Origin of the sequence: Arhodomonas sp. KWT2 (genome assembly GCF_041949875.1) — a bacterium.
Lineage (GTDB): Bacteria > Pseudomonadota > Gammaproteobacteria > Nitrococcales > Nitrococcaceae > Arhodomonas > Arhodomonas aquaeolei.
Genome location: NZ_JBHFPQ010000049.1, coordinates 268,855 through 282,227, shown reverse-complemented (window position 1 = coordinate 282,227; position 13,373 = coordinate 268,855). Strand labels below are relative to the sequence as shown.

Below are 13,373 nucleotides of genomic sequence, written 5' to 3'. Positions count from 1 at the left end.
ACGATGCACCACCTCACAGTAGAACGGACAGGGCGATGAGCCAGCCATCCGGCGCGAGCTGTTCCTCGCCCCGCGTCTCACGGCGTTCGAGCTTGATGGACAACGGCGGCACCGGCCGGTAGGTGACCCCCACGGTATCGATATCCGCCGCCTCGCTGAACAGCCCCGAGCGGTAACGCTCGTGGGAGGCGACACCGTAGAAGTCACCACCCAGCGGCAGTGCCAGCTGCACGAACGCGCCGTAATCGTCCCCCTCCTCGTCGCCCTGGCTCTCCCGGTAGACGCCCTCCCCCGTCAGCTCCGCGCCGCCGGCGGTGTACTGGAAATCGACGCCGGCCAGGCGCTTGGCGTTCGGGCGGTCCTGTAGCCTGAAGCGGGCGACGGAGAAGCCGAGCTGAAGGTCGTCGTCGCGGCTGCGATACACCAGGCGCAAACCCGCCGCATGATCGAACGCGTTGCGCGGATTGGGCTGCACCTGCGAGTCCATGAAGGTTTCCTCGGTGCGCTCGGAGTTATCCAGCCGCTCCGTCGCATCCAGGAAGACGTGGAAGTCCAGCGCACCGTCCCCCACCGGCGTGGTGCCGATCGCTTCCAGCCCGGAGGCGTGCCGCGCGAACGGTGCGGAGGTCGTCAGCGGACGCGACACGCCCCAGGCCAGCGGTGCCGCGTGGATGAGGTTCCGCCGGCCTATCGGGGTCAGGAACTTGCCCGCCCGCAGACGCAGCCCCGGACTGAGATCGTGCTCCACGTAGAGCCGCTCCACCTCCAGCTCGCTGCCGGCGCCCGAGATGCCGTCGCTGTCGACGGTGACCGCATCGCCGAACTCCGTTTCCGAAAACACCCGCCAGTTCGGCGCCAGCTCCCCGCTCACGAAGACGCTCAGGTCCCGCGCCCGGAGGGTGTCACGTTGCCCCTCGAGGTTCTCGTAGCGGAAGTCGGCGTAGCCCCCCAGGGTCAGGCCAAGCGCATCCACGTGGTATCCCCGGCCCAGCCGGTAGCCATCCGGTTCCCCGGGCACCGGGAGTTCCGCGGCATGGACCGAGACGAGGGCAAGCGTGCACAGCCAGGCGGCGGCACGAACGGACCGGAGGATTGTTCTGCGTCCCAAAACCGGGTCACCACACTGGCAGGTCGGCCGCATGCCGCGGCGTGTCGCGGCCCGGGCCGAGCAAAACAGAAAGTGTGATGTAGTATAAACGACGACGCCCCTACACCCGTCATCGGCCGCACCCCGCAATCCGCCGATTCCGGGAACCGCCTACCAGGAGCACCGGCATTGACGATCCGAACCGCGATTCTGAGGGGGACGCTGGCCCTCGTGTTCGGGTCGATCCTGCTGAGCGGCGCGGTATCCTTCTACCAGTTCCGGCAGGCCCTGCAGTCCGAGATCGCCCGGACCCTGCAGGTGACCTCCACGGCACTGCTCGAGCGCGTCGACGCCTATCTCTTCGATCGGCTGGAGGACGTACGCGAGTGGCGCCTGCTGCAGGTCATGCAGGACATCCGGGTGGGCGACGTGGACAAGCGCCTGTCGCGGCTGCTGACCGATCTCAGGCAGGGGCACGGCCCGGTGTACGACGCGCTATTCTGCACCGATCAGGAGGGCCGCGTCGTCGCCTCCTCGCAGGCCTCGCGCATTGACACCACCCGCATGCCCGCCCCGGCCGCGGTTCGTGAGGCCCGGGGCGACAACGCCGAGGTCGTGGTCGAGACCCTGGCCACCCTGGACCGCGCCGGCGGCCCGCAGCTCGTGCTGCGCACGACCGTGCCGGACGCCTTTGGCACCGGCACCCTGGGCTATCTCTACGCCGTGCTCAACTGGAATCACGTAAAGGGGTTCCTCCGGGACTCTGTCGGGGGTACGCCCCGCGCCGCCCTGCTGGTAAACACCTCGGGGCGGGTGATCGCCGAGTCCGGGGCCGCCGAACTCGGCGCAGACGCCCCCACGGCCGATCTATCCCGATGGCTCGATCAGGCCGACGATGCCTCGCCGGTCATCCAGGACGGTGCCGCCCTCGGGACGGGGCCACTGCTCGTCGGCGTTGCGAGGACTTCCTACTACCACAAGCTCTCCGGTTTCGACTGGCACCTGCTCGTCGTCGAGCCGACGGGTATCGCCTTCAAACCCGTCTGGCGCCTGGCCGCCGCGATGATCCTCGCCCTGGTCGTGACCATGGTGGTTGCCGGGTGGGTGTCCCACCGGGTCTCCGGTCGCATCGCCCGGCCCATTGCCCGGCTCACCGAATTCGCCCGGCGCCTTCGCGGCGGTGAACAGCCACCGCCCCCGCCGGTACACGACCGGATCACCGAGGTGCGCGAGCTCTCCCGGGCATTCGAGGAGACCATCGAGGCGCTTCGCCAGTCCCGGGAACAGCTGGTGCGCGCTGGCAAGCTCGCCGTCGTAGGTGAAATGGCGGCGATAATGGCCCACGAGGTGCGTACGCCCCTGGGGATACTGCGTTCCTCGGCGCAGCTGCTCGAACGCCAGCCGGAGCTCACCGAGGAAGGCAGGGAGCTCACGGGCTACATCCAGAGCGAGACGGACCGGCTCGGGGCGCTGGTCAACACGCTCCTGGAAACGGCCCGTCCGCGGCCGCCCTCCTTTCGGCCGGCAGATCTGCGCGGGATACTGGAGCACGCCGTCGCGCTGGTGGAGACCCGCGCCGCGAAGAACGGGGTGCCCGTGGCGCTGGACCCCGGCCGGGGCGATGCGGTGCTCACCTGCGACCGGGAACAGCTGATCCAGGTCTTCCTGAACCTTCTGATCAACGCGATTCAGTACAGCCCAGAGGGCCACCCGGTATCGGTGCAGCTCCGGTGCGAGGCCGAAGCGCTCGTCGTCCACGTGGACGACGCCGGGCCCGGCGTGCCGGACACGTTCCAGCACCGGGTCTTCGATCCCTTCTTCACGCAGCGGGAGGGGGGCATCGGGCTCGGGCTCACGGTCGTCCAGCAGATCGTGGAGGCCCACGGCGGGCGGATCGACGTCGGCAATTCCCCGGCTGGCGGTGCCCGTTTTTCGGTTCGTCTTCCGAGACACAACGAGGAGGGAGCGGCGTGAGCCGAGCCAACCGCATTCTCGTCGCCGACGACGAGGCCAAAATGCGCCGGCTGCTCGAGATGGCACTGCGCGGCCAGGGGCACGAGGTCGCCACCGCGCGGGACGGCCGGGAGGCACTGGCGCAGCTGGAGGCCGACGCCTTCGATCTCGTGCTCACCGATCTCAAGATGCCACACGTGGGCGGGGTGGAACTGCTACGCCGGCTGCGCGAGCTCGGGCAGGACGTGCCGGTCATCGTCCTCACCGCTTACGGGACCGTGGAGACCGCGGTCGAGGCCATGAAGCTCGGCGCGGTCGACTACATCATCCGGCCGTTCGAGATGGCGACGGTGGAGATCGCCGTTACCCGGGCGCTGGACACGGAGCGGGTCCGGCTCCAGAACCGTTACCTCCGCGACGAGGCCGAGCGCGGCCGGGGGGAATTCATCGGCCGCAGCGCGGCCATGGATCGCCTCTATACCCTGCTGCACCGGGTCGCCCCGACCCGCAGCGGGGTCATGATCGTCGGCGAGACCGGCACGGGCAAGGAGCTCGTGGCCCGCGCCATACATCGCGAGTCCGGGCGCGACGGCCTGTTCGTGGCCATCAACTGTGCCGCCATCCCCGACGACCTTCTGGAGAGCGAGCTATTCGGCGTTCGCAAGGGCGCCTACACCGGCGCGGACCGGGACCGAACCGGGCGCTTCGAGCTGGCGAGCGGCGGCACGCTCTTTCTCGACGAGATCACCGAGACCCCGATCGCACTCCAGACCAAGCTCCTGCGTGTGCTCCAGGAAGGCACGGTGGAGCGCCTCGGCTCCCAGCACCCGACGCCCGTCGACCTCCGCGTGGTCGCCGCCACTAACCGAAACCCTCAGGCCGCGGTTTCCGAAGGACGTCTGCGAGAGGACCTCTACTACCGCCTCAACGTGGTGCGTGTCGATGTGCCGCCGCTGCGCGAACGCGGCGATGACATCGCCCTGCTCGCGGAGCATTTCCTGCACCGCTACTGCGCGGAGATCGGCAGGCGCGCACCTGCCATCAGCGAGCAGGCCGTCCGACGGCTGCGGGAATACGGCTGGCCGGGGAATGTGCGCGAGCTGCAGAACCTCATGGAACGGGCGGCAGTGCTCTGTCCCGGGGATGTCGTCGACGTCGCAGAGCTACCCGCAGAGCTGACCGGGCCCCAGGCCCGACACGACCTCGGTGAGTCCGCCCTCCGGGACGACGGGGACGATCTGGCACTGCCGCACCACGTCGAAGCCCTCGAACGGACCCTTATTGACCGCGCCCTGCGGCGCGCTCATGGCAACAAGGCCGCCGCCGCCCGGGCGCTGGAGATCAGCGAGCGCTCCTTGTGGTACCGGATCAAGAAGTACGGGCTGTAGGCGGCCGGAATACGCAGCGCGCTGGGCCCGCGTCGCAAACCCGTCAACCCGCGGGCCAGTCGCGGTGATGCAGATCGATCACGAACGCATGGCGGTGGCGGCCCGGCGTGTGCCGGTGCGGGTGCGTGTGCGGCTCCGGCCCTTCCCACCCTTCATGCTCGTGCTGGTGGTGCTCGTCGTGGTAGTGGAGGTGTTCGTGCTGCTGCGGCTCATGATCATGCTCCCGCTCCAGGGGATCATGCCGCGGCCAGAGCGAGGCGGCCGCCGCGGTCGACACCAGTGCGATCACACCGAGAACCGCGAAAGTCGTCGTCAGTCCGGCCTCCGCCCCCAGCCATCCCGCAAGCGGATAGGCGAGCAGCCAGCACGCATGCGATAGCGAAAACTGTGCCGAGAACAGCGCGGGCCGGTCCTGCTCACGGCTCGACTGCCGCAGGAGTCGGCCCGCCGGCGTCAGCACCAGGGACGTGCCAGCACCGAGCATGAACCATATAGCGAGCAGGGCTTCATATCCCGGCTCGAGCAGGCCGAGAAACAGACTCGCCGACATCACAACCCCGCCGAAAAGCATCGGAGGGCGTTGCGGCAGCCTGTCCAGCAAGCGGGGCAACCCAAGGGCCACCAGCATCGACCCGCCTCCAGCCGCCGCGAACGCGATGGCCACGGCGGTTTCGGCCAGGCCCAGCCCGGAGCGAACGTAGACCACCGTGTTCACGATCTGCATGGCGCCCGCCGAGGCCACCACCATGTTCAGGCCCATGAGACCCCGCAGGCGCGGCGTGCGCAGGTAGACGCGGGTTCCGTAGCTGATCTTCCGCCAGACGCTCTCGACCATCCCGGACGGCCTCGCCCGTGGCAGGGCGACCGAGACCACGAGCACCGCCGAGGCGAGGAACGCGAGCCCGTTGAGGACAAACAGGACATCGAAGCCCATGACTGCCAGAAGCAGGGCGGCGGCGGTGGGGCTGAGTAGATTCTCGAGATCATACGCCAGCCGGGACAGCGAGAGCGCCCTGGTGTAGCGCTGCTCGTCGTCAATGATGTCCGGTATCGTCGCCTGGAACACCGGCGTGAAACCGGCCGAGCACGCATTCAGCAGGAAGATCAGGACATAGATCTGCCAGATGGCCGTAACGAACGGGAGCAGCAGCACCACGGAGGCCCGGAGCAGATCCAGCGTGACCAGCAGCCCGCGCCGTGGCAGACGGCCGGCATAGGCACCGACCACCGGCGCGATGCCCACATAGGCGACCATCTTGATGGCGAGCGCGGTGCCGAGAACCTGCCCCGCACGCTCACCGGCAAGCTCGTTGGCGAGGAGCGCGAGCGCGATCGTCGTCAGCCCTGTGCCCGCCAGGGCGATAACCTGGGCCGCGAAGAGATGGCGGTAGCGTCTGTCGAGCAGTGGTCCGGAAAGCATGGTGACCGATGTCCCGGCTGGAATAGCCGTCAGCGCGGACGGCGTGAGCGTTCGGCACAGGATCCCACGTCGCCGCCACCCGTTTCCAATGCGCCGTTGACGAGGCCTCCGGCGTGACACTCGGGGATGTGTGCTTGTGCCTTGCCACTACAGCGGGCACATTAGATTGGATAAAATATCCAATTAACCCTGAAGGAGACCCCTGATGGACGGGCAACAGGTGACCTCGATTCCGGAGCTGACCGCCAGGGTCGAGGCGATCTTTCGCGGCGCAGGCTTCAGCGCCGATCACGCCGACGCATTGAGCCGTGTGCTGGTGGCTGGCGAACGCGACGGCTGCAAATCGCACGGCATCTACCGCGTCGAGGGCTGCCTGCGCACGCTCAAGCGGGGCAAGGTAGTAGCGGACGCGGTGCCCGTCGTCTCCGCCGACGACAGCGCCATCGTCCGCGTGAATGCCGCGGGCGGCTTCTCCAACGCCGCCTTCGAGGCCGGACTGCCGAAGCTCGTGGAGCGGACACGCACGCTGGGCGTCGCCGCGATGGTCATCAACGACTGCACCCACTTCGCCGCCCTCTGGCCCGAGATCGAGGCGATCACCGAACACGGTCTCGCCGCGCTGGCGATGTGCCCGAGCTATGCGACCGTCGCCCCGGTCGGCGGACGTGAGCCGCTGCTGGGCACGAACCCCCTGGCATTCGGGTGGCCGCGGCGCGGCCATCCCTTCGTCTTCGACTTCGCTACCAGCGTGGCGGCCCGCGGCGAGATAGAGCTGCGCCGCCGCGCCGGCGAGACGCTCCCGGCTGGCTGGGCGCTCGGGCCGGACGGCAGTCCCACCGATAACCCGGAGGAGGCCCTCGCCGGGGCCATGCTGCCCTTCGGCGGCCACAAGGGCTCGGCGATCTCGACCATGATCGAGCTGCTGGCCGGCGCGATGATCGGCGATCTCACCAGCCGGGAGGCCCTGGACTGGCTGGGCGACACCTCGCTCTCTCCGAGCCACGGCGAGCTGATCCTGGCCTTCGACCCGGCACGCTTCGCCGCGGGCCGCGAGGGCTCGCCGGAGGCCCGGGCGGAGATGCTGTTCGACGCGATCGTCGGACAGGGCGCCCGCCTCCCCTCCCAGCGGCGTTTCGCGGCACGCGAGACCGCCGAGACGGACGGGATCGTGCTGACGGCCGAGGAAGACGCCCAGCTCGAACGCCTGGAGCGGGAGGGGCTTGCCGCGGTGCGCTGATGCGACGGGGACACCACCGGTGCCCCTCGGCGCGCCTCCGCCGTAGGTCGGCCGCTCCTGGCAGCCGACAGTGCCGGTGCCGCAAGGCCGGATGTTGGCTGCCGTAAGCAGCCAACCTACTCGCCCGAATTTCTCGAGCGGGAGGGGGCTGCCGCGGTGCGCTGATGCGCCGGGGACACCACCGGTGCCCCTCGGCGCGCGTCCGCCGTAGATCGACTGCTCCTGGCAGCCGACAGTGTCGGTGCCGCAAGGCCGGATGTTGGCTGCCGTAAGCAGCCAACCTACTCGCCCGAATTTCTGGAGCGGACGGTGGCGGGCACAGCGGGGCCCCGCCGGCGCACGGCACGGCCCCGGCACACGGGATGCGCCGGGGCCGTTACCATTGCATTGGATCAGTGCCGGCAGCGCTGGGGCAGACGCTCCGGCCAGACACGCTCGTTGTCGGGGCCGTAAAGCACCCTGACACCGCATTCACTCGCCACTCGGGCGATGGGCCGGCCCTGGCGGTCGATCATCATCGCGCTGCGCTCCGTCGTGGCGATGGCGCGCCCGTCCTGGAAATCCGTTACCAGATCGTAGACCGGCGGTATGACGTACCGTCCGTCCCCGTCGATGAAGCCGTAACGGCCGCCGCTGGCCGCGTAGGCCAGGCCGTTGTCGGCGGGCAGCCCGAGGTCCGAGTAACGTCCCGGGATCTCCCGGCGTTCCCCCGAGGCGTCTACCCAGAACCCGTCCTCGCCATCGGTTCGGCTCACCATCGCCGTATCGCCGTGGAACACGCCGGCCTTGCCGTCAACGATGAGGGTGATCTCGCCGTTCGGATCGGCGTATTTCGTTTTCGTCACCCCGCCCTCGTGCACACGCCCTATGATGTGGGACGCAGCGGTCGGCCAGCGCCATTCGCCGTCCGGCAGGGTCGCGACGACGCTGCCCTCGGCATCGATGATCTCCGCTCCCTCGCCGCTTGAACGCAAAGCCCTTTGCGGATCGGCATGGAAAACACTGCCCGTGCCGGGTTCGAGCCCAATGGCCCATTCGTGGTCGTCACCGAGGTAGCCGACGGCGGGGCGACGCCGCAGCCTCAGCAAGTCGCCCATGACGGTGAACGTCGCCTCGTCGCCATCGAAAAGCACCTCCCCGGACGGACTCAGCAACTTGTGGACACCGGCCGGACCGTGTGCCCGGACCTCGACACTGCCGTTGTCGAGCACCGTCGCGGAAAGCAGACCTTCCGTATAGGGAACGATCGTCTCGCCGTCCGCGTCGACCAGCGCTCGGGGGATGTCCTCGAACGGGTCGCTCCCACGGCGCCGCTGAACGATCCACAGCTGGCCGTTGACCGGCTCAACCGCGGCATACGCCGGCGCCAGCACCCACTCGCCGGCCCTGTCGATCACACCGGTCTTCCCTTCCGGCGAGACCGCCGTGGCCTGACCGTCGTGAAAATCCCCCACGTCCTGGAACCGGGGTTTGGTGATCGGTTGCTGCGAGGTGAGGTCGTAGAGACTGAACAGCGCCTCCGCCGCGGCGCTCCTGCGATAACGCATGATTCCGGGGGCGACCACCGACATGCCGAAGCCGTTGGGTATGTCGAAGAGCTGCCCCGAGCGGTCCACGACCCGGGTCACGCCATCTCCGTACACAAGGGCATTGCCGTGGTGGAAATCATCGATATGCTCCTGCCCGGCGGCGAGGATGACCGAACCCTGCCCGTCGAGGATCCCGACGCCTTCGTCGGTGTGAAACGCGAAGCGCCGCCCACGCACGGGCCCGCGGATATCGAGCGACTCGACCTTTTGCCAGTCTTCGTGGAATTCGAGCTGGCCGTCGGACATCAACATGCCGGCACCGGGCCCGCAGTGGCAGTACCGGCTCTCGCTGATCAACGCAATCGCGGCCGGATTGTCCCCGGCCCCGCCCTCCGCCGTTTCCAGGGGCTCGATATGGTGGTTGCCGAGGCGTTTGCGCGTGGCCTCGTCGAGCAGGGGACGCCCGTGCGGATCGACGATCTGGATTAGCGCCTTGTCCCGGTCGCGGAACCACGTCCACGCGCCGTGACGCTCGGCGTAGGCGATCTGCCCGAACCAGTCGCGGCCGTCCTTGCTGTCCTCGCCGGTGAGATAGGTGCCGGATCCGAGAATCACGCCCGCCAGCGTCTCGCCGTCGAACACCACCAACAGGCCGGCGGAACGAACCGGTTTGGGAGTGAGCCCGGAGGCGAGCACGACCGGCTCGTCGAACGCCGGTCCGATGACCTTCGTGCTGTCGCCCCCCGAATCGACCAGGAAGGAACCCATTGCCCTGACGCGACTGTCAGCCTCCCCACCGAATTCGGCGATTCGTTCGCCCTGGAGATCGAAGACGGCATTACGGCCGTCAGGCCACGTAACGCGCCAGAAATCGCCCCTACGCCGCACGGCTGCGCCGTCCTTCCCCACAGCGCTGCCATCCTGGCGAATCAGTGCATCGCCCTCGGGACCGCCCGCAGCCAAGGCCGCCGCCCCGGACTCCGACGGCGCGCTGATATCCCTGTAATCCGGTTTGATCTGCCATTCCAGATCCCGGTCGATGAGTCCGTACCGGCGATCGCGGCGTGCGATGAACAGCCCCGCCGACCCGAACGGCTCGACCAGGGTGATCCCCTCGGGTACGGCGAGCGTCTCTCCATCGGCGTTCTCGTAGGTGGCTCCGTACTCGACCTCGACCCGCACGGGGGTACCGTCGCCGACACGGATTTGGTTCACATGATCGTGCAACTCGACGTTGAGGGCTGCCCCCGAACGGTCGATGAGCACCCACTCGCCGTCACGGACAGCGGCCGCGATACCGTTATCCCGGAAAGCCCGAACGTCCTCGAACTGTGGTTCGATGGCCCATTCGCCCCGGCGATCGATATAGCCCCACTGCTCGCCGTCGTAGGCGCCGGCCAGTCCGCCGTGGAAATCGGTGACATCCTCGAACCGCGGCGGGATTGCCAGTGCGCCCGCTGTATCGATGAATCCCCAGCGATACTCGGCGAAGCCGTCGACGGCGGCGACATCGTCGATGTCGACCCCCTCCGCGGGCAGCCGCAACGCGGCGAGCCCCTCGCGCAGCTCATATAGGCAGGTGCTGCCGCGGTTCCGGCCATGGGCATTCAGCCGGTAGTCGCTGAATGGCCGTGTGTATTTCGACGTAAAGCAGCGGTCCGTGTCCCGCGCCGCCGCGTCTGCCGGCATCAGGGCCGCCACGGTGGCGGCAATCGACAGCGATACCAGGCAATGGAGCGTTCCCTGTTTCCTCACGAGGCGTTTTCCTTTTTCTGCGAACCGTCGTCATTCCGGGAATCCTCTTCGAGACAGGGGAACGTGGCCCTGTCGAGCTCTTCCGGCCAGATCACCTCGTCCTCGGGATCGGTGACCACGATCCGGTTGCAGAGGACACCGAAACCGACCGTTTTCCGGCCCTGGGGATCGATGAAGAACAGCCCCCCTTCCTTACCGGAAACCAGCGCCCGCGACTCGCTGAAGGTCGACACCCGCTTGTAGGCCGCGGGGATGGCGATCCCGCCGTCCCGGCTGATGAAGCCGATAAGTTCGCCCGATATCTTTCGGCGCTGGAACGCCGCCCGGTCCCCGCGCATGGCACCCAGTTTGGTGAAATAGGCACCGGTGACCTTCTCGCCCTGCGCGTTCATGAACCCGTAGAGATCCGAGCCGTCCTCCCGCCAGGCGACCAGGCCGTTCGCCCCGGAGGCCGTATCGAAGGCACGCTGCCCCGGAATCCGCGTCAGCTCGTCGCCTTCGGCGTTGACCAGCGCCGTCGCGTCGTCCCCCTCCAGGTTCAGGGCATAGCGCCTCATCCCGGGGACGGGCGTCAGGTTGTCGTCCGCCCGGACGTTCCCTTCGTCGTCCACCACGACGGTCTCCCGGCCGTCATAGACCCGTGCCTGCATCAGCGGTGGCACGAAGTCCAGCGAGGCCGCGTAGACCGGTTCGACCCGCCACTCCCCGTCGCTGTCGAGGGCGCCGTCGCCGTCCTCGAAGAGCGTGAGCGCTAGCGTCCCGTTGCTCTCGAAACGCTTGACCCGGCCCTCGGCGATGGCGAGCGCGTCACCCGTGCGATCGATGAGCCAGACACCACCATTGATGGGCTGGACCAGGAAACGCTGCGGCCCCACGACTTCCGCAGACTCGAACAGTAGCCCGGTGATCGGTTCGCCGGCCTCGGTCGAGACGAGCTGGTAATGCCGGTCACTACGGGGGTCGCCCTCAACGGCGCGGCGTTTGATCTCGTAGATCCCCGGGGCGATACGCTCCGGCGGCGAACGGTCGTCGTGCAGCGGCTCGACGACCCATTCGCCCTGCCGGTCGATGATCCCCCAACGATCATCGCCGGCATCGGTTCGCACCGCGGCAGGCGCGTAGCCGTCCACGAACCCGGATATGGACGTGAACTTGGGCTGGGCCGCTACCGCGCCTTCGGTCACGCTCCAGAGCCCCCATCGGGCGCCGCCCTGCGACGAGCGCTCGCTGAACTCGAGCAGACCACCGTTGAACCCGTGGTTGTGCTCGAAGATATGGGGACGCAGCGGATAGCGATTGCCGTCCCGGTCGAGGATCACCACACGCCCGCCGGCGGTGGACTGTGCCAGGGTATAGACATCGGAGAACGCCACCATGTCGGCATAATCGGGCGGGATCACCCAGTCCCCGCTGGCATCGATGGCACCGATCCGGCCACCCCGGGTTTTAACCAGCGCCGGCGCGAGCACGTCATCGGTATCCGTGAACGTGTCCCAGTCTTCATTGCTGACGATGCGCCCGTCGGCGCTCAGGACCGCCAACGGCTGCCCGCCATCGCGCGGTCTCAGCGCGGCGAGGGGGAGAGACCGGTCGGTATCGCCCTCCTCCACATCCGCCGGCAGCGTGAACAGATCGACCCGGTAATCCTTCAGGCGCTGCCGGGTTTCCTCGTCAATGACGGACTCGCCCGCGAGGTCCCGGATGTCCATGACATCGCGTGTCTCGTCATAGAGCCAGAGTATGCCGTCGCGAAAATAAAGCGTTTTGAGCCCGGGTGCGGCTACGCGAACCGTCTCGCCGTTGCGGCGGGCGATGACGACGGCATCCTCGAGTTCGTATACGGCGAATCCGTCACGTTCAACGTAGGGCGAGGCATAGCGCTCGAGCGTCTCGATCTCGTTGCCGGCCGCGTCCACCAGCCACCGTTCGCCGTCGTCATCTTCAGCGACCCAGGTACCGGTAAGCACCGGCTTGAATGTGCGATAGTTACGTTCACCAAGCAGCCGGCCCTGGTTGTCGTACAGCCGCCACGTCTCGTCGCCCCTGATCGCCGTCAGCTCGCCATCGGTCACCGGCTCGGCCGTTGCGTCCAGCATCTCCGGGGAGAGACGCCACCCGCCCCGGGCATCGTACAGTCCCCAGCGCACCCGCTCCGGCGACAGCCTGACCAGAACGGCGAGTGCCTCCGGTGCATCAGCGCTGACGGACACGGAGAGCGTGTCCCCGGGCAACGTCACCGCCCCGCCGTTCGTGGCGCGCCAGACCTTCGGCGGCACCGGCACCCTGACCGGAAACAGCGCCATTTCGGCCTGACGGAACGGCGCCCGATAGAACGCACCGTCCGGCAGGCGTCTGATAGTCGCGCCGGTACGGTCGATGAGCGTGAAACGGCCCTCCACCCTGACCATCGCCGCACCGCCGGCGCCGAACGGGTTGGCATCCTCGAACTGCGGCGGAATGACCCATTCGCCCCGGACGTCGATGTATCCCCATTCGCCGTCGCGGGAGACAGCGGCCAGGCCGTTGGCGAAATCCGTCGCATCGTCGAACCGCGGCTCGATCACCATCGAGCCGGACTTGTCGATGTAGCCGATGGTCGGCCGCCGCGCACCGAGGTCTCCGATCGGTGCGCGCGCCAGTCCCTCGTGGAAGGTCCCGAAACAGCTCAGGCGATCGCTCTGCCAGTTGCACAGGGTGGGCCAGTGGACGATCGCGGACTGCGCGACGCAAGAGAGAACGGCGGCAAACGCACCGATCAGGGATGCCGAAATAACACGAGACATTGTTCTTCCCTGAAAGCGATATCCGATATGCGTGAGGCCATTGCACCGGCGCGCTCCAGGGGCGAACACGCTGCATGGGGCCATGCCTCGGGAATGCATCGCGGGGAGGATACACGGGGCACGGTCCCGCATGCCATACACCGGCGTTACCGGCGCGTCGCCGGCCATCACCGCAACGGAAGACCCACGCACAATGGCCGGCGCACATACCGCGTCTGGGA

7 protein-coding genes are annotated in these 13,373 nt (G+C 68.0%); 3 read left to right on the top strand and 4 right to left on the bottom strand.

Features of this window, described 5'->3' with window-relative positions:
• Nucleotides 1-13: 13 nt before the first annotated feature.
• Nucleotides 14-1,108: a hypothetical protein gene (locus ACEZHJ_RS13635; protein WP_163140367.1), complete on the bottom strand. Its 1,095-nt coding sequence runs from the start codon at nucleotides 1,106-1,108 to the stop codon at nucleotides 14-16.
• A 168-nt stretch (nucleotides 1,109-1,276) separates the two neighbouring features.
• Between ACEZHJ_RS13635 and ACEZHJ_RS13630 the strand changes: the two genes are divergently transcribed.
• Both ACEZHJ_RS13630 and ACEZHJ_RS13625 read left to right on the top strand, forming a co-directional pair.
• Nucleotides 1,277-3,061, top strand: coding sequence for a sensor histidine kinase (locus ACEZHJ_RS13630; RefSeq protein WP_163140365.1), 1,785 nt, complete (start codon nucleotides 1,277-1,279; stop codon nucleotides 3,059-3,061).
• Nucleotides 3,058-4,428 (top strand): sigma-54 dependent transcriptional regulator, encoded by a 1,371-nt coding sequence (locus ACEZHJ_RS13625; RefSeq protein WP_163140363.1) that lies wholly within the window; start codon nucleotides 3,058-3,060, stop codon nucleotides 4,426-4,428. Before ACEZHJ_RS13630 ends, ACEZHJ_RS13625 begins: the two co-directional genes overlap by 4 nt.
• 43 nt (nucleotides 4,429-4,471) lie before the next feature.
• Here ACEZHJ_RS13625 and ACEZHJ_RS13620 read toward each other — a convergent pair whose 3' ends face one another.
• A complete protein-coding gene (locus ACEZHJ_RS13620) occupies nucleotides 4,472-5,848 on the bottom strand; it encodes an MFS transporter (RefSeq protein WP_163140384.1) in 1,377 nt (458 codons plus the stop codon).
• A gap of 205 nt (nucleotides 5,849-6,053) precedes the next feature.
• On the opposite strand from ACEZHJ_RS13620, the gene ACEZHJ_RS13615 reads away from it, so the two are divergent.
• Nucleotides 6,054-7,085, top strand: coding sequence for an Ldh family oxidoreductase (locus tag ACEZHJ_RS13615; protein WP_018719612.1), 1,032 nt, complete (start codon nucleotides 6,054-6,056; stop codon nucleotides 7,083-7,085).
• Nucleotides 7,086-7,477: 392 nt separating this feature from the next.
• On the opposite strand, the gene ACEZHJ_RS13610 is transcribed toward ACEZHJ_RS13615, so the two are convergent.
• Complete coding sequence (locus tag ACEZHJ_RS13610; RefSeq protein WP_375036624.1) at nucleotides 7,478-10,369, bottom strand: WG repeat-containing protein; 2,892 nt, start codon at nucleotides 10,367-10,369, stop codon at nucleotides 7,478-7,480.
• Nucleotides 10,366-13,152 carry a WG repeat-containing protein gene (locus ACEZHJ_RS13605; protein WP_375036623.1) on the bottom strand — a complete coding sequence of 929 codons (2,787 nt, stop codon included), beginning with the start codon at nucleotides 13,150-13,152 and terminating at the stop codon, nucleotides 10,366-10,368. The genes ACEZHJ_RS13610 and ACEZHJ_RS13605 overlap by 4 nt, the downstream gene beginning before the upstream one ends.
• Between the last annotated feature and the right edge of the window lie 221 nt (nucleotides 13,153-13,373).